The following is a 21,423-nucleotide window of genomic DNA, read 5'->3' as shown; positions in this document are numbered from 1 at the left end:
CTGTCGGCCGCCGGGGTGCTGAAGCCCGAACTGTTGAAGCACATGGCGGAAAAGCCGCTGATCCTGGCGCTCGCCAATCCGAACCCCGAGATCATGCCTGAGGAGGCCCGCGCGGCGCGGCCGGACGCGATGATTTGCACCGGGCGTTCGGATTTTCCCAACCAGGTCAATAACGTACTCTGCTTTCCTTACATCTTTCGCGGGGCGCTGGATTGCGGCGCGAGCGCCATCAACGAGGCGATGAAAATGGCGGCGGTGAAGGCCATCGCAGCCTTGGCGCGGGAGGAACCGTCCGACGTCGCGGCCCGCGCCTATTCCGGCGAGACGCCGACCTTCGGCCCGGATTTCCTGATCCCCTCGCCCTTCGACCCCCGGCTGATCCTCAGGATCGCGCCTGCGGTGGCCAAGGCGGCGTGCGAGACCGGCGTCGCCACACGGCCGATCACCGACTTCCCTGCCTATATCGATCGGCTCAACCGCTTTGTCTTCCGCTCCGGCCTGGTGATGAAGCCGGTGTTCTCGACGGCCAAGACGGCAGCATCGAAGCGGGTGATCTATGCCGACGGCGAGGACGAGCGGGTTCTTCGCGCCGCCCAGGTGGTGATCGAGGAAGGCATCGCCGAGCCTATCCTGATCGGCCGGCCGCATGTCGTCGACGTGCGGCTGAAGCGCTACGGGCTGCGCATCAGGTCGGGAACGGATTTCGAACTGGTCAACCCAGAGGACGACCCGCGCTACCGCCACTATGTCGACCTCCTGATCGAATTGGGCGGCCGCCGCGGGGTGACGCAGGAAGCCGCTCGCACCCTGGTGCGCACGAATACAACCGTGATCGCAGCGCTCGCGCTGAAGCGGGGCGACGCGCATGCGATGATCTGCGGGCTGGAAGGCCGGTTCGAGCGCCATCTGCGCAACGTCACACTGATCATCGGACCCCGCGAAGGCGCCCGCGACCGCGATCTCTCCGCGCTTTCGATGCTTATTTCGACGCGCGGCGCAACCTTCTTCACCGATACCTATGTGAGCGTGGATCCGACGGCGGAAGAGATCGCCGAAATGACGGTGCTGGCGGCCGAGGAAATCAGCCGCTTCGGCATCGAACCGAAGGCAGCGCTGCTGTCGCACTCGAATTTCGGCTCGCGCGATTCGCCGAGCGCGCTGAAGATGCGGGAGGCGGCGGAGATCCTGAAGAAGATCGCCCCGGACCTGCAGAGCGATGGCGAAATGCATGCCGATTCGGCGTTGTCGGAGATATTGCGCCAGCGCGTCTTCCCGCATTCGGCGCTGAAGGGCGAAGCCAACCTGCTGGTATTCCCGAACCTCGACTCGGCCAATATAGCGCTTACCACCGTCAAGGAGATGATGGACGCACTGCATGTCGGGCCGATCCTGCTCGGCACGGACAAGCCGGCGCACATCCTGACGCCGTCGGTCACATCGCGCGGCATCGTCAATATGACTGCCCTGGCGGTCGTCGAAGCCTCCCAGAAAGCTGTCGCGACGCTAAGGACGGGTTGAGCGGCGGGCCCGGAAATGGCCAGACGCCGAAGAAGCAGCTAACCTTCCGCATCGGGATTCGCGTGAGTGGCGAACGGCAATGGGGGAGGGATCGGCACGGATGGCGGCGGGCGGACGAACGCTGAGACGAGCCACGGCGCTGGGAGCCGTCGCGCTCGCCATTGCGACAGCCGCGCCGGCTTTCGCTGAGAGCCGGCTATGCCGACAACTTGAAGCCGAGCTTGCCGCGGCGGCAAATCCAGGCGGGTCCGCCGCCCTCCAAAAATATGACAACGCCATCGCCCGGCAGCGCGATGAACTGGTCAAGGCGCGGCATCAGGCGCGCGGGCAAAGATGTGGATTCTCACTGCTCGGCAACGGCGTAAAGCAATGCGCTACGCTGAATGCGACGATCGAGAAGATGGCGCTCAATCTCGAGGCGCTGCAGCGCAAGCGCGGGCAATTGGCCAGTAACGGCGGAGAAAAATCGCGGGCGCGCCTGCTTGCGTCACTCGACGCCAATGGCTGCCGCGACGATGCGGTTGCCGAGCGACGCCTACCGCCGGCAATCGACGATGGAGAGGATGCACCAGACCGGTCGACCGGTTTTGATGCCGTGCAACCTCTCGACGGGGATCTCGAAGAGCGCATCCGCCGCGTGCTCAATGGCGGCCACGGGCAGGATCTGCATGAATTGGGCAGAAGCTACAGGACGACCTGCGTGCGTACCTGCGACGGCTATTTCTTCCCGATGTCCTATGCGGCCTCGCTCGCTGACTTCGAGCGCGACCAGAAGGAATGCGATGCGCGCTGCCCGGGAACCGAGATGCAGGTCTTCTTCCATGAAGCTGACCCGAACCGGGCTCTTGCGCCCGGAGCCGACGAGTCTGCGGCGATGATCTCGACCGTTACCGGAGCCCGCTATCTAGAACTGCCGTCGGCCTACCTCTACAAAAGCGTTGATGCTCCGCGCCCGAAAGGCTGCGGCTGCAATCCCGCCAGGGATTTCGAGGTGCTTGCGGGCAAGCCGCCTGCGGGCGATGAAGCTCCCGCCGAAAGCGGATCGTTTGTCACGCCGTCCGAACCAAAGCGGGAGGCTCCTGCCCCAAAGGCTGTGGACGTCGGCGAAACAAAGCCGGAGGCAGTCGCGGTCGAACCCGACGCAGACCGCAAGGTCAGGGTCGTCGGGCCAAGGTTCCTTCCCGACCCAGAAGCGGCAATAGATCTGCGAGCTCCGGACCGGCCGCAAGCCCGGTGAGCGCGAGCCTGAGCGGCATGAACAACGCCTTGCCCTTGCGTCCCGTTTCCTTCCTCACCGCATCCGTCCAGTCCTTCCAGGTCGAAGCGTCCCAGGGTTCTTCGGGAAGGATATCGAACGCTGCACGGACATAGTCCTTATCCTCGTCGGAAAGCTCGGCAAGTTCCTGCGGACCGAATTTGAGGATTTTCCACCAAGCCACTGCATCCGATAGCTTTTCCACATTGCCACGCACTGCGTGCCAGAACGGTTCGGCCTTTTCCCCGGAAATGCCGAGCGCGGAAAGCCGGTCCTGCACCTCCGAAAACGGCGTTTCGTGGAGCAGCGCGCGATTGAGCACAATCAGCTCGTCCGGGTCGAATTTGGATGCCGATTTCGACGTTGCCGCGGGGTCGAAGCGTTCGGCGAGTTCCGCCATGCTGGCGACGGCCGAAACATTCTCCGAGGTGCCGATCAGCACGGCGAGCGAGACCACCGCCATCGGCTCCAGCCCGGATTCTCGCAAGCCGGCGATCGAAAGCGCGCCGCTGCGCTTCGATAGCCCCTCGCCCGAGCTGGTAGTCAAGAGATTATGGTGGCCGAAGGCCGGCGGCTCTGCGCCGAGCGCCCGGAACAGCGCAATCTGCACGCCGGTATTGGTGACATGATCGTCGCCGCGAATGACATGGGTGACGCCCATATCGATGTCGTCGACGACAGAGGGCAGCGTGTAGAGATAGGTGCCGTCCTCGCGAACCAGGACCGGATCGGACAGCGAGGCGAGATCGACGGTTTCTTCGCCGCGCACCACGTCTGTCCAGACGACGTCTGTGCGATGCGGCTCGAACGGGTCGGCATCGAAGTTGGGCAGCAGGAAGCGCCAATGCGGCCGACGCCCGTCCGCCTCGAAAGCCGCCTTCTCGTCGGCGGTGAGCTTCAGCGCTTCGCGGCCATAGACCGGCGGCAGGCCGCGCGTGCGCCTTACCTTGCGGCGCAGGTCGAGCTCTTCCGGCGTCTCGTAGCAGGCGTAGAGAACGCCCGCTTCCTTCAGCCTCTCGACCGCGGCGTCGTAGTTTTCGATGCGCCGCGACTGGTACTGGGTAGAGTCGGGAAAGATGCCCAGCCAGTGCAGGTCGTAGAGGATCGCGTCGGCATATTCCTGCCTGGAGCGCGCGAAATCCGTGTCGTCGAAGCGCTGGATGAAGCGCCCGCCATGCTTCATGGCGAAGAGCCAGTTGAACAGCGCGGTCCGGGCATTGCCGATATGGATGTGGCCCGTCGGCGACGGGGCGAAACGAACTGTGACAGTCATGGTTTGCGGGGTTAGCGGAAGGATATGGCCTTGGCAAGACTAGGGGGCGGCAGGCGAGAGGTTCCGCCCGGGCATGCCCTAATCTCGAGCATAGCTCCTGTCTTCCTTCGTCATTCCGGGGCCGCGCAGCGGAACCCGGAATCCAGACGCTGACTTCAGTCCAGTTATCTGACACCCCGATCGCATCGGATGCGCATTCCGTTTCCTTTGCCGACGCTCTGGATTCCGGGTTCCGCTCCGCGGCCCCGGAATGACGAGCTTCACTTCCACTTTGCCTTCAGAGCCCTTGGCGTGCGGGTTCCCACATTCCAGATGATGCCTACTGAAGACTTGCATCTTGCAGCGGCCGCTCATACGTCCATAATGAATATAGGATTTAATCCTATCGCGATTTGGAATTTCGGGCGTATTGGAGCGGCCATGCGATCCACTCAACAATTGAGCATTACGTTGCCGGTAGAGATGGCCAGACTGATCAAGGAAAGGGTCGCGTCTGGCGCCTATGCGTCCGAAAGCGAAGTCATCCGCGAAGGCCTTCGCGCCCTGCAGGAACGGGAAGGCGCGGTCGAGAAATGGTTGCGGGAAGAAGTCGCCCCAGCCTATGACAGGCATAAGGCAAATCCGGAACGGGCCAAGCCGCTCGCAGAAGTAGCGAGCCGCGTTCAGCACCATATGGATTCCGCTGCCAAGAAAGTCCGCTAGCCTGCGTTTCGAGGTGCGGCTTACCGACGAGGCGGAAGCCGACCTGCGCGACATTTTCGATTTCGTAAGCAGCCAAGCGTCAGTCGCGCGAGCCCAAGCCTATGTGAACCGCATCATCGGGTTCCTCGCGGGACTTGATGTGTTTCCCGAAAGGGGAACTATCCGTGAGGATATCAAGCCCGGACTGCGCATTATCGGCTTCGAACGCAGCGCGTGCATCGCCTTCTTGGTAGAGGGCGATAGTGTAGTCATCCTGAGAGTTCTTTATGCAGGCCGGCAGGTGGAATTCGGCGCGTAACTGCCTATCCCGCCCCGCCCCTCTTCTCAGATCATGCCCTTGGTCAGTTCCAGCGCCTGGCGCTCGAACAGCCGGCGGTAGATGCCGCCGGAGAGCCGGATCAGTTGGTCGTGATCGCCCTCCTCGGCGATGCGGCCGCGATCGAAGACGAGCAGGCGGTCGAGCGCGCGCACGGTGGACAGCCGGTGCGCGATGACCAGCGTCGTGCGTCCGACCATCAGCCGCTCCATCGCCTGCTGGATCAGCACCTCCGATTCCGAATCCAAGCTCGACGTCGCCTCGTCCAGGATGAGGATCGGTGCATCGGCGAGGAACGCCCGCGCGATCGCGACGCGCTGGCGCTCGCCGCCTGACAGCTTCACGCCGCGCTCGCCGACGAGCGTACCGTAGCCTTTCGGCAGGCTCGCGATGAAATCGTGGGCGCTGGCGAGCCTCGCCGCTTCCTCGATCTCGGCCTGCGAGGCGCCGGGCCGCGCATAGGCGATGTTCTCGGCCAGCGACCGATGGAACAGCACCGGCTCCTGTTGCACGATGGCGATCTGCTGACGCAGCGACGCCTGGGTGACTTGGGCGATGTCCTGGCCGTCGATCAGGATGCGGCCGGAGCTCAGGTCGTAGAGCCGCTGGATGAGCTTGACGAATGTCGTCTTGCCCGAGCCCGAATGCCCGACCAGCCCGACCCGCTCGCCGGCCTCGATAGTGACCGAGAAATCCTGATAGAGCGGCAGGGGATGCGTACCATAGTGGAACGTCACCTTGTCGAATTCGATGCGCCCGCGCTCGATCTCGATCGGCTTCGCGCCCGGCCTATCCTCGATGCCGAGCGGCTGGCGCTGGATATCGACCAGTTCCTCCATGTCATTGACCGAGCGCTGCACGTTGCGCACATGCATGCCGACATCGCGCAGGTAGCCCTGCAGCACGAAGAACGAGGTCAGCACGAAGGTGATGTCGCCGGCGCTCGCCTCGCCGCGCGACCACAGGACGAGGGCAAAGCCGATCACCGCCACACGCAGGACAAGCAGCGTCGACCCCTGGGTCGTGCCGTTGATGGTTCCGCGCACCCAGGTCCGCCGCGTGCGGTCGCGCCATTTGCCGGTGATCGCAGCGAGCCGGCCGTCTTCCCGATGCTCGGCCCCGAAAGCCTTGACCACGGCGTTGCAGCTCACGGCGTCGGCCAGCGCGCCGCCGAGTTTCGTGTCCCAGCGGTTGGCGAGGCTCGCCGCCGGCGCGACAAAGCCGAGCGACAGCGCGATCGTCAGCGCCACATAGACCAGCGAGCCGACCGCGATGATGACGCCCATCGTCGGCCAGTACCAGCCGAGCAGCAGCGTCGAGCCGACAAGCATGACGAGCGAGGGAAACAGCGCCACCAGGATCGTGTCGTTCAAGAGGTCGAGCGCCCACATGCCGCGCGTCACCTTGCGCACGGTCGAGCCCGCGAAGCTGTTGGCGTGCCAGTCGGTGGAAAACCGCTGGACGCGGTGGAACGCGTCGGCGGCGATGTCCGCCATCATGATCAGCGTCAGGTCGATGATGCCCATGAAGGCGACATGGCGCATCACGATGGCCCCGAGCGCAAGCGCGATCAGCATGAAGAAGGCCGCGGTCGCGGCGTTCCAGGCGACGATGTCGGTCGCAGCACCGCTGGCGACGGCGTCGACCAGCCGGCCTGAATAGAGCGGCGTCAGCACGTCGGCCAGAGTGGAGACGAGCACCGCCACCATGATCACGGCGAGGCGGATCGGCTGATGCCGCCAATGGCCGGCGGTGAAACCCAGAACGCTGCGGAACGCGCCGCCGCGCAGATTGAAACGAAGACGAGTCATGGTCCTTTCGGGCGCAAAACTGCCCGATCCCGGAAAAAGTGGAAATGAAACACCGCGGGAGCACGAAATCGTCGCTCAATGCGGGGTCGAACCGATTTGGCAGCCGGGCTCAGGTGAGGCGGCGACCGGGGCAGGCGAAAACGGGTTCGTGATGCCCGAAAGGTTGGAACCTTCGGGGCGGCGTTTGGAACCTAGGCTTCGCGGCCCGGCATCAACGTGTCAAATCCTGCCATTCGTACCCTCCCAAACGGGATCAGCGGGAGAAATGCTTATAATGAAGGCCAGCAGCTTCGCCAACCCGCCGCGTCGTGAAAAGCGAAAGTGGCGCAATCAGCGAGGCATTCCTGCAACAGTGGGTTGCGCCGTCAGACCGCGAGGGGTTGCGTTGCACGCGCCCTGACGCGGCGTGAAACCTGCAGCATCACCAGCGAAATGGCGAAGCAGTAGATGCCCATCGCGATGATCTGGCCGGGATAGCTGACGCCGAGGTCGATCAGCAGTCCGGTGAGGCCCGGTCCCATGGCGCTGGCGAAGACCATTATCGCCACCGCCAGCGCGCGGATCGAGCCCAGATGCCTGGTGCCGTAGATTTCCGGCCAAAGCGCGCCGAACAGCGTCGAGGCGAAGCCCCACGACACGCCGAGCAAGGCCATGAAGGCGAAGGCGCTCCACTGGCCGTCGAAGAAGCCGAGGATCAGGCACGCGGCTCCCAGCGGAATGAGAAAGGCCGGCAGCAGGGCCACCGCCGAAAAGCGGTCGATGAGCTGGCCGGAGATCAGCGCGAATGTGGCGGTCATGACGGCCATCAGGGTGAAGGTGCCGGCGAAGACCTCGAGCGACCAGCCGCGCAGTTCGACCAGATAGACCTGGTGGAAGAAAATGACGGTGCCGATGAAGGAAGGCGCCATGACGCCGAGGAACAGCAGGTAGAAGACCGGATCGCGCAGCGCTTCGGCCCGGGTCCAGTCGCGGGCGTCGGAAACACGCGCGACAGGGTCGGAGGCGCGGGGCGCACGTTCGACCGCAATCAGCGAGACGATCACCGGTAGCGCCACCAGAACAAGCGCCGCGGCAGCCATCAGCCAGGTGTTGCGCCAGCCAACGGCGACGGCGACCGCCACGAAGATCAGCGGGAAAATCGCCTCGCCGGTATTGTGGCCGAGGGTCACGACCGAAACCGCGCGGCCCCGCTGCGCCGAGAACCAGCGCCCCATGGCTGTGAAGGAGGTGTGGGTCAGCATGCCCTGCCCGAACAGGCGCAGAAGATAGATGGTGAAAGCGAGCAGGAGGACGTTGGTTGAAAACGCCATCGAGACGGCGGCCAAGGCCAGCATCGGGATGATGAACAGCGCGACGTGCTTCACGCTGTAGCGGTCGACGATCTGGCCGAGGCGCGGCAGGGTCAGCGCGCTGCCCAGCGTCGCGGCCATGTAGAGCGTTCCGAAGCCGCCATGCGAAAGCCCGTATTCCTCGCGGATATTGCCTGCCGAAAGCGAGATGAAGAACGTCTGCCCGAAGGACGAGAACAGGGTCAGCAGGAAGCCGCCGGCGAGCCAGCGCGCATTGTCGCGGAGGAAGGCGAGGAAGGTCATGGCAGCCTTTCGCTGAGGGTTCGGTCGTGGCCGCCCAAGAATTGCATTTTGCGGCGGCGGTGCGTCCTACCCGCGGTCCCGGAACCGGTTGGTGATCGGGTAGCGGCGGTCGCGACCGAAATTCTTCCTGGTGATCTTCACACCCGGGGCGGCCTGCCTGCGCTTGTATTCGGCGACGTAGAGCAGGTGTTCGATGCGATGCACGGTTTTGCGGGAATGGCCGCGCGCCACGATCGCGTCGACGCCCATCTCGCCCTCGACCAGGCACTCGAGGATGTCATCGAGCACCGGATAGGGCGGCAAGGAATCCTGGTCGGTCTGGTTCTCACGCAACTCGGCGGACGGCGCCTTGTCGATGATGTTCTTCGGGATGACCTCGCCGGACGGCCCGAGCGCGCCGGGCGGAACATGGCCGTTGCGCCAGCGCGACAGGGCGTAGACCTGCATCTTGTAAAGGTCTTTGATGGGATTGAAACCGCCATTCATGTCGCCGTAGAGCGTGGCGTAGCCGACCGACATTTCCGACTTGTTGCCGGTGGTGACCACCATCGAGCCGAACTTGTTGGAGATCGCCATCAGTATGGTGCCGCGCGCGCGGCTCTGCAGGTTCTCCTCGGTGATGCCCTCACCGGTGCCCTCGAAAAGCTGGGTGAGCGCGTGCGAGAAGCCGTCGACCGGCTCGAAGATCGGCACGATATCGTAGCGGCAGCCGAGCGCGCGGGCGCAATCCTCGGCATCCTTCAGCGAATCCGCCGAAGTATAGCGATAGGGCATCATCACCGCCCTCACCCGCTCCTCCCCCAGGGCGTCGACCGCAAGTGCCGCGCAGATCGCCGAGTCGATGCCGCCGGACAGGCCGAGCACGACATTCTTGAAGCCGTTCTTGTTGACGTAGTCACGCAGGCCGAGCATGCAGGCGCGATAATCCGCCTCTTCCTTTTCCGGGATTTTCGACATCGGGCCGTCGGCGCAGACCCAGCCGTGGTCCCTGTTTTGCGCGCCTTCGGCGTCGCGGCCGCCTCGGCGCCATTTGGTGACGGCGACCGTTTCCTCGAACTGGCTCATCTGGAAGGCGAGCGTCCTGTCGGCGTTGATGGCGAAGCTCGCCCCGTCGAAAACCAGCTCGTCCTGGCCGCCAAGCTGGTTGGCGTAGATCATCGGCAGGCCGCATTCGATGACCTGCCGGATCACGACCTGGTGGCGGACATCGACCTTGTCCCGGTAATAGGGCGAGCCGTTCGGCACCAGGAGGATTTCCGCTCCGCTTTCGGAGAGCGTCTCGCAGACTGCGACATCGCCCCAGACGTCCTCGCAGATCGGAATCCCGAGGCGCACGCCGCGGAAATTGACCGGCCCCTGAATTTCGGGACCGGCCTGGAAGACGCGTTTTTCGTCGAACTCGCCGTAGTTCGGCAGGTCGAGCTTATAGCGTTCGGCAAGAATTTTGCCGCCATCGGCGAAAATGATCGAGTTATGTGTGCCGCTCTTGCGCTTCAGCGGCGTGCCGATGATGACGCCCGGCCCGCCATCTGCGGTGTCAGCCGCGAAATCGTTCACCGCGCGCTCGCAGGCGGCGAGAAAGGCCGGTTTAAGGACCAGGTCTTCCGGCGGATAGCCGGCGATGAAGAGCTCCGTAAAGAGCACCAGGTCGGCGCCGTGGCGGGCGGCATCCGCCCTCGCCTCGCGCGCCTTGGCGAGATTGCCGGCGACATCGCCGACAATCGGATTGAGCTGGGCTACCGCGATGCGGAGGGTGTCTGGCGCTGGTTTGGTCATGCTGACGGGTTTAGCGTGGCGGCAAATCCGCGGCAATGCCGTTCGATTGAGCCACTGCCGGGCCGCGCGTCTGGCAGCGCGCGAACGCTACTCGCCGGTATATTCGCGGATCGCCTCGGGTGAACGGTTTTCGCCGATCGACATTGCAAGAATCTTTGAAAGATGAGCGTAGGGCAGCCCGGTCTGGCGCGCCCATGCATTCATCTGCATCTGGATTCTGGCCAGGTCGCGTTTGGAGGTCGGGTTTTCGGCGATGTCCAGCCCGGCGTCACGCAGCGCGGCCACCATATCCTGCGAGATGATGAACGTGTCCCAACCCAGCCAGCGCAGAAAATACTGGCCGGTATTGCCGCCGAGCCGGCTGCCATGCTTGCCGAGGAACGCCGTCAGGCCAATCTGGTCGTCCTTCGGCCACTGGGCGAGGAACTTGCCGAAGCTGCCATGCTCCTGCGACATGCGCTCGACGAAGGCAGCGTTGTCGCGAACCGACCTGATCTTCTGCGGGTTGCGCACGATACGCTTGTCCGACGCCAGATCGTGCCAGAAGTCTTCCGGCTGAAACAGCAGGCGCTTCGGCTCAAAGCCGAGGAACGCCTCCTCGAAGCCGGGCCATTTCTGCTCGATCACCCGCCAGACGAAACCGGCGGCAAAGACGCGCTCGGCCATGATCGACAGAACCCGGTCGTCGGTGACCTTGGCCAGCGCCGCATTGTCGGGCACCGGACCGAGCAGCGACGCCAGCACCGCATCGCCGCCCTTGCGGCTGGCTGCGCGGGCGCGGATCTTCTCGAAGGACAGCATGACTCAAGATCTCCGTTCGGGCGGCGGAGCTTACGACAGCCGCCATGCCTACGCCAATCTCCCGTCCGCTCAACCGATGCCGAGCCCGCTGTCGCCCCTGTCGAGCATCAGCGGAATGATCAGGTCTTCCTCATCGGCCAGATGCCGGGTCAGCATGGCAACAAGCCGCGCATTCTCGTCGGCATAGGCGTCCGCGGCGAAGCGCTGCCTGTCCTCGTTCTCGGAAAGCGCGCGGAGGAAAGCGTTCGCGGCCTCCGCGTTGCGTTCGAGCCCTTCGTGGATGGTGTGATGATCGGCATCGAGAATGTCGAAGCCGCGTTTCAGCCGGCTTTCGGCTTTGGCGAACACCGGAAAATAGTGCTGATCCTCGACATTGTGGTGGCCGTCGAGTTCGCCAAGGAAGAAGTTGAGGCGCGGCGCAAACTGCCGCGCGAATTCAGGCGCGGTGCGCCGGCCCTCGCGATAGTCGCCGATGATCGTGGTCAAAACGCCGCCGAGTTCGCGGAACATGTCATGCCGCTGCAGCCAGAACGAGGCCATGCCGGCAAGGTTGGGATGTGCCTGCCAGTCTTCGCGCGGATATTTTTCGACCAGCCAGCGCAGATCCTGCGGCAGGCCGGGCCGGCTTTCAAGTTCGATAGCGATGTCGGTCATGACTGCGGCGGGTTCCGATTGCACCGAGCATATAGGTAGCCCGGATCAAAGCGGAAGGCCGGTGAACCGCTCGATGATGGCGATGCCCCAGACGCCGCCGGCAAGGACGATCGAGATCAGCACGGCCAGAGACCCGCAATCCTTGGCGAGCTGGATGTCGATGTTGAACTCGCGCGACACCGCATCGCACGCCGCTTCGATGCCGGTGTTGAGCACTTCAACCATGATCAGGAGCAGGACCGCACCGATAAGCAGCGCGTAGCCGTGCCAGGACGTCGCCACGAACCAGGCGAGCGGGATGGCGAGCGCGAGCAGCAGGATTTCCTGCTGGAAGGCCGTCTCGTGGCGGATAAGTTGGCGAAAGGCGCGCACCGAATTGCGGAAGGCGCTGATCAGGCGTTGCATTGCGAAGGATCCCTCTCCGATTCGCGGGAGCGGATCATTTAGCCAAGTTCAGCCGGCTGGAACAGATGGCAATCGCCTTGCTGGAAATCTGCGCTGTGCGGCGCGATGCGTTCAGTCCTGCGGCAGGCCGTCGTCGATCGAATAGTAGTCGCCCTTGTCGGCCACGAATATGTGGCCCACCGCCGAAAGCCCGGTCGGCTTGTCGAATGCGCCCGCCAGGATGGAGGTCTCGTCGAGGCCGTTGCGCTTCCAGAACATAGCGGAGCCGCACGACCGGCAGAATCCGCGTTTCGCCTCGGGCGATGCGGCATACCAGGTGATCTCCTCCCCGCCCTCGACGACTAGGTCGGCGTCGGCGGCCTTGGCCGCGGCGTAGAAATGCCCGCTCTGCTTGCGGCATTGCAAGCAGTGGCAATAGAGGACGCCGCGCAACAGCCTTTTCGCCGTGAAGCGAACTGCGCCGCAAAGGCACGAACCGCTATGCAGGTCGGTCATCCAGTTTGCTCCCTCAGCCTTTATCGCCCGGCCCACTTTTCCGGACCCGCAGGATGGCGGCGTTCGTCCGGCCGCGATCCCACGATTGCGACATTCGGCCCAGGCGCAGCGCCACCGCAATTGCACCCGCCGGGCAACTCGCCGCCGTATGCTTCGCAATTAAGGAAACTTTAGCGTAAATGCATGTAAGTAGCTCCCGGCAGGAGCGCTGATCGGGGGCGCGTTTTTGCCGGCGCCGAATACTGGCGGCTCCCGACCGGTAACGATTTGCATCGGCGCGCCTCCTGGGCGACGCCGGTTTCGTGTTCTCAACGGGTAAGTGAAGCAAATATGCAGCCTGCCATCGCCCCGACCGAGGACGTCCACAACGACATCGTTACCGGCGTCGTCACGACGATGAGGCAGATGGGCGTGGCGGGGCTGCCCCGCAATTACGAGATTTTCTACGAGGCCTTGACGGGATCGAACCACAATCTCAGCCTCGATGTGGTCGGGCTGGGCAACCGGCCGACGCAGGACGACCTCGACCGGATAGGCCGCAAATATTTCGCCCAGAACCACGATCAGGGCGTCGTCGCACAGGCGCGCGAAGTGATCGCCAAGGAGCTGGAAGACATTGCCGGCATCCTGCGCAACGAGCGCAGCCATATCGAAAAGTACGGACAGATTCTCGGCGAGACGTCCGACGGCCTGAGCAACCGCTCGCTGGTGACCAAGGATCTTCTCCAGAAGATCGTCGGCGTCATGTCGGTGGCGACGAACTCGACGATCGATCACGGAAAACAGGTCGCAAGCGCCTTGCGCGACAAGTCGGCCGAACTGGAAAGCGTGAAGTCGAAGCTCGAGGAATATAAGAGGCTGGCCGATACGGACCCGCTCACGCATATCTGGAACCGCCGCGCCTTCGACACGCGGATCGCCAAGATCTACAACAGCAATTCGGGCATATTGTTCAATGCCCTGATCCTTGCCGACATTGATCGCTTCAAGGAAATCAACGACCGCTACGGCCATCCGGTGGGCGACAAGATCATACAGGCCATCGCCGACATCTTCAGGACCAGCATCCGGCAGGACATGTTCGTGGCGCGAACCGGCGGCGAGGAATTCGCGCTGATCGTCGAGGGCGTCAGCGAACAGGCGACGTTCGAATTTGCCGAGCGCATCCGCTTGTTGATCGAGCAGACGCGGTTTTCCAGCCAGAGCGTCAATTACGGGCCGATCACGATCTCGATGGGCATCTGCATGGCGTCCGAAGCGGAAAGCGCTGAGGACCTCTACGCCAAGGCCGACCGGGCGCTCTACCGGTCCAAGGTCAACGGCCGCAACCGGGTGACCAAATTTGCCGCGACCCAGGACCGCCCGCTGAAGAGCTGGCTGCTCTACAGGAAGGATTGAGCGGTCGGATGCAAAAGGCGCTGGTTCAGCCAGCGCCTTGATGCAAAGGACCGAACTCAGCCGTTGACGACCTTCTTTTCCGTCGCGCCGGAGTTCTTCTTCAACAGTTCCGACACCAGAAAAGCCAGTTCGATCGCCTGGTCGGCGTTGAGCCGCGGGTCGCAATGGGTGTGGTAGCGATCCTGCAACTCCTCCGCCGTGATGGCGCGCGCGCCGCCCGTGCATTCGGTGACGTTGTTGCCGGTCATCTCGATGTGGATGCCGCCCGGATGCGTGCCTTCGGCGCGGTGCACTTCGAAGAAGCTCTGCACCTCGCGCAGGATACGGTCGAAAGGCCGCGTCTTGTAGCCTGCCGCCGTGATCGTGTTGCCGTGCATGGGATCGCACGACCAGACGACGTTGCGGCCTTCCTTCTTCACCGCGCGGATGAGTCTCGGCAGGTGCTCGCCGACCTTGTCAGCACCGAAGCGCGCAATCAGCGTCAGCCGACCCGGCTCGTTCTCGGGATTGAGAAGGTCGATGAGCTCAAGCAAGCCGTCGGCGGTCAGCGACGGGCCGCATTTCAGGCCGAGCGGGTTCTTGATGCCGCGGCAGTACTCGATATGCGCGTGGTCCGGCTGACGGGTGCGGTCGCCGATCCAGATCATGTGGCCCGAAGTCGCATACCAGTCTCCTGACGTGGAATCGATGCGGGTCAGCGCCTCCTCGTAGCCGAGCAGCAACGCTTCGTGGCTGGTGTAGAAATCGGTCTCGCGCAGCGCATAATTGGTCTCGGACGTGATGCCGACCGCACTCATGAAGTCCATGGTCTCGGTAATGCGGTTGGCCAGCGCCTCGTAGCGCTCGCCCTGCGGGCTGTCGGCGACGAAGCCGAGCATCCAGCTGTGCACGTTCTCCAGGCTGGCGTAGCCGCCCTGCGCGAAGGCGCGCAGAAGATTCAGCGTCGCCGCCGACTGGCGGTAGGCCATTTCCTGGCGCGCCGGATCGGGCGTGCGCGACTTCTCGTCGAACGCGGTGCCGTTGACGATGTCGCCGCGATAGGTGAGCAGCGAGACGCCGTCCTTGGTCTCGAATTCCGAGGAGCGCGGCTTGGCGAACTGGCCGGCGATGCGGCCGACCTTCACCACCGGCTGAGAACCGGCGAATGTCAGCACCACCGACATCTGCAGGAACACGCGGAAGAAATCGCGGATATTGTCGGCGCCGTGCTCGGCGAAGCTCTCGGCGCAGTCGCCACCCTGGAGAAGGAATGCGTCACCGGCAGCGACGGATGCAAGCTGCTTCTTCAGCTTGCGCGCCTCACCTGCAAAAACCAGCGGCGGAAAGGTTGCGAGACGGGCCTCGGTTTCGGCAAGCGCAGCCTGGTCCGGATAGGCCGGGACCTGCTGTATAGGCTTCACTCTCCAGGAATTCGGGGACCATTTCGTCATTGCCGTATCCAACGCTCGTTTAACCAGGGGCGGTTTCGCCCCCGCAATTGCCCGTTTTTCGGGAACGCGGCTCTATACAGGAAGCCGTAAGCCTATTCTAGACCGGAGTTGGGCGGAAATCGAAGCGGCATTTGCGCCGACCATCAGCCTAACCCACCCGCTCGCCGTTCTTCACGAGATAGGACGGCTTGTACATCGTCACAAGTTCCTCGGCCGCAGTCGGATGCACCGCCATGGTACGGTCGAAATCGTCCTTGGTGAGCCCGGCCTTGAGCGAGATGCCGAGAAGCTGCGCCATTTCGCCAGCGTCCGGGCCGAGGATGTGCGCGCCCAGCACAAGCCGAGTCTGGGCATCGACGATCAGCTTCATCAGCATCTTCTCGTCGCGGCCGGACAGCGTGTGGCGCATTGGCCGGAACGTCGCGCGATAAACTTCGATGTGGTGGAAGCGCCGGGCCGCCTCGTCTTCAGAGAGGCCGACCGTGCCGATCTCGGGCTGCGAGAACACCGCAGTCGCGACGCAGTCGTGGTCGGGCGCGACCGGATTGTGCTTGAAGGCGGTCTCGACGAAACACATCGCCTCGTGGATGGCCACCGGGGTCAACTGGACTCGGTTGGTCACATCGCCGATCGCCCAGATGTTCTCGACATTGCTGCGCGAATAGTCGTCGACCAGGATCTCGCCGATCTTGCCCCTCTCGACGCCGGCGGCTTGGAGGCCGAGATCCTCGGTGTTCGGGATGCGGCCGAGCGCCAGCATTACCTGGTCGGCGACCAGCACCTCGCCACCCTGCAGATAAGCATCGAGCCGTCCGTCGCCGCGCCTCTCGATCGCGCTGAATATTTCATGGCAGATGATGCGGATGCCTTTCTTCTCCATCGTCTCGTGCAGCATGCGCCGCAAATCCATGTCGAAACGGCCGAGTATCTCCTTGCCGCGGTAGATCAGCGTGGTGTGGACGCCGAGACCGTGGAAAATGTTGGCGAATTCGACTGCGATATAGCCGCCGCCGGCGATCACGATCGCCTTGGGCAGTTCGGGCAGGTCGAAGGCCTCGTTGGAGAAGATGCAGTGCTCGTGGCCGGGCAGCGCCAGATGGGGGTTCGGCCTGCCGCCGGTGGCGATCATGATCTGGCCGGCGGTAACCGTCCGGTTCTCGTTTTCGAGCAGGATCGTGTGCCTGTCGACCAGCACCGCGCGGGTCTGGAACGCCTCCCCGCCGGCGCTTTCGACGCCCTGCCGATAGAGCCCCTCCAGGCGCGCGATTTCGCGGTCCTTGTTGGCGACGAGCGTGCGCCAATCGAACCGCGCCGGCTCGACGGTCCAGCCGTAACCTGCGGCATCCTCGAAGTGTTCGGGAAATTGCGAGGCGTAGACGAACAGCTTTTTCGGCACGCAGCCGCGGATGACGCAGGTTCCGCCGAAGCGGTATTCCTCGGCGATGCCGACGCGCTTGCCGAGAGCCGCCGAAAGCCGCGCGGCGCGCACCCCGCCGGAGCCGCCGCCGATGACGAAAAGGTCGTAGTCGTATTGAGCCATCTGGTCGCCCCCTTCGCCCCACTGTTACGAGGCAGCCCGGCAAAAGAAAAGCCCGGCGATCGGCCGGGCTTTTCAACAAGTATTGTTCGAGCGAAATGCGCTCAGTTCGCCGCGGCGGGCGCTTCGCCTTCGGGAGCCGGAGCGGCGCCTTCGGTGGCCGGCGCGGCCTTGGCGCGGCGATCTGCCTCTTCCTTGAGCGACTTGCCCACCACCTCCGCGAGATCGCGCACGATGCCGCGCTGCCAGATGTCGGCGGCCTTGGTGACCTCGCGGGTCACGATCGGGCCATCGGCCAAAAGCTTCTTGCCGGCCGGCGAATTGTAGAAGGCGGCGATGGCGTTCAAATCCTCGACGGGGAACACCCGCGCGTAGGCGAGACCGGCTTCCTTTTCGAGGTCGGCGCGGCGGCCGGCCATTTCGAGCGCCTTCTGGTCGACGGTCGCCGTGATGAGTTCCTGCAGGTCCGGATTCTTCTCGATCAGCGTCGACTTCAGCGCGGCGGCAGCCGCGGGAAGGATGCCGTCGAACATGTCGGTGGCGTTGATCGCATCCACCGCCTCGCGCGCAGCCTGAAGGTGGGCGTCGGAAATCTCCTGCGCGAAGACCGGAGAGGCGGTTGCAACAATGACCGAAGCCGCCAGTGCGGTGGACAGGCGACGAACGCGGTGGACCAGCGTCATGATAGGTAGAACTCCTGTTTAGCTTGCCGCATGAACCGTCCGGATGCCGTCGGCGCCGGCGATGATCGCGGCGTCGGCGAGGCCCAGAAACAGGCCATGCTCGACGACGCCCGGAACGGCATGAAGACCATTTGATAGCGCTCTTGGATCGGGAATGCGGCCAAAAGATGCGTCGATAATAAAATGACCGCCGTCTGTAACAAACGGCTCGCCATTCGTCATCCTCAATGTCAGCGGGCCTGAAAGCCCGGCCGCATCGGCCGCGCGAGCGATCGCCAGCCTGGTCGCGCGGAGACCGAACCTGTTCACCTCGATCGGCAGCGGGAACCGCCCCAGCACGTCCACGAGCTTCGATTCGTCCGCAATCACGATCATGCGCGCCGAGGCGGCGGCGACGATCTTTTCGCGCAGCAATGCTCCGCCGCCGCCCTTGATCAGAGCAAGCTGGCCATCGACCTCGTCGGCGCCGTCTATGGTGAGGTCAAGTCCGGGCGTTTCGTCGAGCGTCGATAGCGGGACGCCGAGTTCGCGGCAGAGCGCCGCCGTGCGCTCCGAAGTCGGCACGCCGACGATGTTCATGCCGGCAGCGACCTTTTCGGCGAGCAGGCGCACGAATTCTTCGGCGGTCGAGCCGGTGCCGATGCCGAGCCGCATCCCGTCCGCCACATGGCCGAGGGCCGCGCGCGCAGCCTCGATTTTCAACGCCCTTGCATCCATGCCTGTTCGCCGCCTCAAAATTGCGTCGGGCGCTCCTATCATCTTTGCTGGACAGGGCAAAGGTCTTGTGCACGGAGGCGGGAACAGGTTGCGCCGGGGCGGCTCGCAAGCTATCGCCTTCATTATCGCCCCGCCAACCCGTCGGTCGCCGAGACTTCTGATGCGCAAGCCCATCATCGTATTCGACCTCGACGGAACGCTGATCGATACGGCGCCCGACCTGCTCGACAGCCTCGATCATTGCCTGGGCGCGGGCGGCGTCGCCCACACTGACACGGCGGGCTTCACCCAATATGTCGGGTATGGCGCCCGCGTCATGATCGAACGCGCCTATGCCGCGCAGCAAAAGGCGCTGACGGTCGACGAGCACGACCGTCTGTTTGTGCTTTTCCTCGAGCACTACGGCGCCAACATCCCTGGCAAGTCACGCCCCTACCCCGAGGTTCCGGCAGCACTCGACCGCTTCGAGAGCGCTGGGTTCAAATTGGCGATCTGCACCAACAAAACCGAGGCCTTTTCGCGCAAGCTTATCGGCGCGCTCGGCATGACGCATCATTTTGCAGCCATATGCGGAGCCGACACCTTCTCGTTCCGCAAGCCCGATCCGCGGCATCTTCTCGAGACCATCGCCAAGGCCGGCGGCGACCCTGGCCGGGCGGTGATGGTCGGCGATTCGCGGACCGACATAGACACGGCCAAGGCCGCCGGCATTCCGGTGGTGGCCGTCGATTTCGGCTATACGGACAGGCATGTGCGGGAATTCGAGCCGTCCGTGGTCATCTCGCATTTCGACGAACTGACGCTCGACCTTGCCGGGCGGCTGATAGAGACGGCCAACGCCTGACTGCTTCGCTGTCTTCTTGGTCGAGGGACCGACGCGCTGACACCCGGCGGATTCCCGGTGACGCCCCGCAGTTCCTCCGCAGGCGATGCATGACGGATTTGTTGCTGCGGCGATTGACTTCCGGGTTTCCCCTCCCTTATATCGCCGCCTGTTCCGGGGTTTTGACCCCGGCGGGCGATTAGCTCAGCGGGAGAGCACACCCTTCACACGGGTGGGGTCGCAGGTTCAATCCCTGCATCGCCCACCATTTTCCGCAAATCCCGTACGCGGTTTCAGCATTTGTTCTTGGATCTCGATCGAAACATTGCCGATAACCTCGCGACGCAGACGGCGGAGCGGTGCCCCATGGCCCGCTGCCACGCGGCGTAAAGCCCCATGCCGCCGGCGCGGAGATCGCCCAGTGTCTCGACGCTGCCCTTCCATGCTTCCGCTCATCCATCGCGCGACACGGCACGCGCTGGATCTTGATGACGACAGCCGGCATACGAAGCCCCACGGCCTCGCTGCCGCCTGGAACGAGGCCCCTTACATCTAGCGGGGGCCGCGATCGCCCGGCTTCGCACCGGGCGCATGAGCGAATCCACGTCGATGGGCTGCCTCAGAGGATGAAGTCGGTGCCCGTCATGAAGTTCGTGCCGGCGACCAGTATCTGCATGTCGGCGGTGGAGTCGCCGTTCAGATCGGCGTCGATGATGACGTTGCCGCTGTAGTTGGTATAGCGAAGCTGGCCGGCCACGCCGGAGAATGCCGCGCTGCCGATGAAGGAGAACGCCTGGTTGCCGCCGGCGAGCGTGTTGGCGTCGATGGTCGCAAGATCGATATGATCGAAGCCGTGGCTGAAGCCGCCGACAATGGAGTCGCGAAGCGCCGGTCCGGCCGGACTGTCGGAAACGGCATCGAAATCGAAAGTATCGTTTCCCGTACCCCCGTTGAGCGTATCCTTGCCTGCACCGCCGATCAGGCGGTCATTGCCGGCGCCACCGTTCAGCGTGTCATTGCCGGCGCCGCCCACAACGTAGTCGTTGCCGTCGCCGCCGCTGAGTACGTTGTTGCCGGAATTGCCGACCAGCGTGTTATTCAAGCTGTTGCCGGTTCCGTTGAGGTTCGAGGAGGCTTGCATTTCCAGCCGCTCGACATTGGCGGCCAGCGTCCAGTTGATGTAGGAGCGCACGGTGTCTGTACCTTCGCCGGCATTCTCGACGGTGGTGTCGCCTGCAGCCGCAACTATATAGATGTCGTCGCCGGCGCCGCCGCGCATAGAATCAGCCCCTCCCCGACCATCGAGCAAGTCGTTGCCCCCGTCGCCACGCAGCTCATTGTCGACAGCATTTCCAACAAGTGTGTCGCTAAAATTGGTTCCACGGACATTCTCGATATTGGACAACGTGTCCCGGCTGCCAAAGCCATCGATGGCAACGCCTGACGTAAGGTTTACCGATACGCCAAGATTTCCGCCGTGATTGGCATCCCGGTGATAGCGGATTGTGTCGATGCCGGCGCCGCCGTCGATGTTGTCGCGGCCACCCAGCCCCATGAACTGCTCGTCACCGGCAGATCCGGTCATAACGTCGGCAAACTGCGTTCCACGAAACGACTCGATGCTGGTGAAAGTTTCGCTGTTGCCCCAAGGATCGACTGCTGTTTGCATTACCGCATTGATCGTCACGCCACGCAATGCTGTCGGATCGTCATATGCGTCTGAGAACGAAATCTGATCGGAGCCGTTGCCCCCGTTGTAAGTGTCGACTCCGGAACCTCCAACGAGATAGTCGTCGCCGTCCCCTCCGTTGAGTATGTCGTTGCCGGCGTGACCGAACATGTCGTCCCAGCCAGCAGATCCGTTGAGGACATCGTCACCATTCATCAGCCAGCGGGACAGCCCCCAGGCGTCGAAGCTCTCCATTGCATCGTGAGCATCTTCGAATGACAAATCGAGGCCCGTAAGCGATTGCACCAATGTGGCCCCGTCGTTCTGGAGAAGCTGGAGCGACGTCAATGTGCCGCCTGTGGCCCGGCCTTCGGCATCGTAGGTGAAACCTGTTCCGATTAGCTTGAGTTTGAGGCCATTCGCCAGTTGCACAACCTCTTCCGTAGCACTTTGCGACATAACGGACGAGCCATCGAGGTCGATCAACTCACCAAAACTTGGATTGAAATCTAAACCTGGGATCGGAGGAGTGTACTCTTCGGGATAGACCTCTCCAGGAAAAAATATG

The 21,423-nt window shown here is 63.5% G+C and carries 19 protein-coding genes and 1 tRNA gene; 7 read left to right on the top strand and 13 right to left on the bottom strand.

Annotated features, from left to right (window positions below):
- On the top strand, nucleotides 1-1,518 hold a 1,518-nt coding region (locus G6N73_RS29890), incomplete at its 5' end, for a phosphate acyltransferase (RefSeq protein ID WP_165033598.1).
- Between the two features lie 79 nt (nucleotides 1,519-1,597).
- Entirely contained in the window at nucleotides 1,598-2,755 is a 1,158-nt protein-coding gene (locus G6N73_RS29885; protein ID WP_165033597.1) for a DUF2865 domain-containing protein, read from the top strand.
- Here G6N73_RS29885 and gltX read toward each other — a convergent pair.
- Nucleotides 2,673-4,046, bottom strand: a complete 1,374-nt coding sequence (gene gltX / locus G6N73_RS29880; RefSeq protein ID WP_165033596.1) for a glutamate--tRNA ligase — start codon at nucleotides 4,044-4,046, stop codon at nucleotides 2,673-2,675. The genes G6N73_RS29885 and gltX overlap by 83 nt on opposite strands.
- Nucleotides 4,047-4,466: 420 nt before the next feature.
- Between gltX and G6N73_RS29875 the strand changes: the two genes are divergently transcribed.
- A complete protein-coding gene (locus tag G6N73_RS29875) occupies nucleotides 4,467-4,748 on the top strand; it encodes a type II toxin-antitoxin system ParD family antitoxin (protein WP_165033601.1) in 282 nt (93 codons plus the stop codon).
- 13 nt (nucleotides 4,749-4,761) lie between these two features.
- Nucleotides 4,762-5,046, top strand: coding sequence for a type II toxin-antitoxin system RelE/ParE family toxin (locus G6N73_RS29870; protein WP_343044791.1), 285 nt, complete (start codon nucleotides 4,762-4,764; stop codon nucleotides 5,044-5,046).
- 26 nt (nucleotides 5,047-5,072) lie between these two features.
- Here the strand turns inward: G6N73_RS29870 and G6N73_RS29865 are convergent, their stop codons facing one another.
- From G6N73_RS29865 to G6N73_RS29835, 7 genes are all read right to left on the bottom strand, one after another.
- The gene (locus G6N73_RS29865; protein WP_165033595.1) at nucleotides 5,073-6,875 is read right to left on the bottom strand and encodes an ABC transporter ATP-binding protein; all 1,803 of its coding nucleotides are present in this window, start codon (nucleotides 6,873-6,875) and stop codon (nucleotides 5,073-5,075) included.
- Between the two features lie 365 nt (nucleotides 6,876-7,240).
- Nucleotides 7,241-8,467 carry an MFS transporter gene (locus G6N73_RS29860; RefSeq protein ID WP_165033594.1) on the bottom strand — a complete coding sequence of 409 codons (1,227 nt, stop codon included), beginning with the start codon at nucleotides 8,465-8,467 and terminating at the stop codon, nucleotides 7,241-7,243.
- A 66-nt stretch (nucleotides 8,468-8,533) separates the two neighbouring features.
- Nucleotides 8,534-10,243, bottom strand: a complete 1,710-nt coding sequence (locus G6N73_RS29855; protein ID WP_165033593.1) for an NAD+ synthase — start codon at nucleotides 10,241-10,243, stop codon at nucleotides 8,534-8,536.
- An 87-nt stretch (nucleotides 10,244-10,330) separates the two neighbouring features.
- The gene (locus G6N73_RS29850; protein ID WP_206079168.1) at nucleotides 10,331-11,044 is read right to left on the bottom strand and encodes a DNA-3-methyladenine glycosylase I; all 714 of its coding nucleotides are present in this window, start codon (nucleotides 11,042-11,044) and stop codon (nucleotides 10,331-10,333) included.
- Nucleotides 11,045-11,113: 69 nt separating this feature from the next.
- Nucleotides 11,114-11,698, bottom strand: a complete 585-nt coding sequence (locus tag G6N73_RS29845; RefSeq protein ID WP_165033592.1) for a hemerythrin domain-containing protein — start codon at nucleotides 11,696-11,698, stop codon at nucleotides 11,114-11,116.
- A gap of 45 nt (nucleotides 11,699-11,743) precedes the next feature.
- Nucleotides 11,744-12,103, bottom strand: a complete 360-nt coding sequence (locus G6N73_RS29840) for a diacylglycerol kinase (RefSeq protein ID WP_165033591.1) — start codon at nucleotides 12,101-12,103, stop codon at nucleotides 11,744-11,746.
- Nucleotides 12,104-12,214: 111 nt separating this feature from the next.
- Nucleotides 12,215-12,598, bottom strand: a complete 384-nt coding sequence (locus G6N73_RS29835) for a GFA family protein (RefSeq protein WP_165033590.1) — start codon at nucleotides 12,596-12,598, stop codon at nucleotides 12,215-12,217.
- Nucleotides 12,599-12,928: 330 nt separating this feature from the next.
- Between G6N73_RS29835 and G6N73_RS29830 the strand changes: the two genes are divergently transcribed.
- Nucleotides 12,929-13,996, top strand: a complete 1,068-nt coding sequence (locus G6N73_RS29830; RefSeq protein WP_165033589.1) for a GGDEF domain-containing protein — start codon at nucleotides 12,929-12,931, stop codon at nucleotides 13,994-13,996.
- Nucleotides 13,997-14,052: 56 nt separating this feature from the next.
- Here G6N73_RS29830 and G6N73_RS29825 read toward each other — a convergent pair whose 3' ends face one another.
- The 4 genes from G6N73_RS29825 to rpiA all read right to left on the bottom strand — a co-directional run bounded on the left by G6N73_RS29825 (nucleotide 14,053) and on the right by rpiA (nucleotide 18,363).
- Entirely contained in the window at nucleotides 14,053-15,426 is a 1,374-nt protein-coding gene (locus G6N73_RS29825) for a class II 3-deoxy-7-phosphoheptulonate synthase (RefSeq protein ID WP_165033588.1), read from the bottom strand.
- A gap of 148 nt (nucleotides 15,427-15,574) precedes the next feature.
- Entirely contained in the window at nucleotides 15,575-16,966 is a 1,392-nt protein-coding gene (gor, locus tag G6N73_RS29820) for a glutathione-disulfide reductase (protein ID WP_165033587.1), read from the bottom strand.
- A 101-nt stretch (nucleotides 16,967-17,067) separates the two neighbouring features.
- Nucleotides 17,068-17,646 carry a DUF2059 domain-containing protein gene (locus tag G6N73_RS29815; protein WP_165033586.1) on the bottom strand — a complete coding sequence of 193 codons (579 nt, stop codon included), beginning with the start codon at nucleotides 17,644-17,646 and terminating at the stop codon, nucleotides 17,068-17,070.
- Between the two features lie 18 nt (nucleotides 17,647-17,664).
- Complete coding sequence (rpiA, locus tag G6N73_RS29810) at nucleotides 17,665-18,363, bottom strand: ribose-5-phosphate isomerase RpiA (RefSeq protein ID WP_165033585.1); 699 nt, start codon at nucleotides 18,361-18,363, stop codon at nucleotides 17,665-17,667.
- A gap of 160 nt (nucleotides 18,364-18,523) precedes the next feature.
- On the opposite strand from rpiA, the gene G6N73_RS29805 reads away from it, so the two are divergent.
- Together G6N73_RS29805 and G6N73_RS29800 are read left to right on the top strand one after the other, a co-directional pair.
- Complete coding sequence (locus G6N73_RS29805; RefSeq protein ID WP_165033584.1) at nucleotides 18,524-19,207, top strand: HAD family hydrolase; 684 nt, start codon at nucleotides 18,524-18,526, stop codon at nucleotides 19,205-19,207.
- Between the two features lie 172 nt (nucleotides 19,208-19,379).
- Nucleotides 19,380-19,454, top strand: a tRNA-Val gene (locus G6N73_RS29800).
- A gap of 351 nt (nucleotides 19,455-19,805) precedes the next feature.
- On the opposite strand, the gene G6N73_RS29795 is transcribed toward G6N73_RS29800, so the two are convergent.
- Nucleotides 19,806-21,423, bottom strand: a 1,618-nt coding sequence (locus G6N73_RS29795) for a calcium-binding protein (protein ID WP_165033583.1), incomplete at its 5' end; no start/stop codon positions are given.

Source organism: Allomesorhizobium camelthorni (assembly GCF_011045125.1).
Taxonomy (GTDB): Bacteria; Pseudomonadota; Alphaproteobacteria; order Rhizobiales; family Rhizobiaceae; genus Allomesorhizobium; species Allomesorhizobium camelthorni.
Note: the sequence above shows the minus strand (reverse complement) of the source record. Positions and strands in the feature narration are given on the sequence as shown.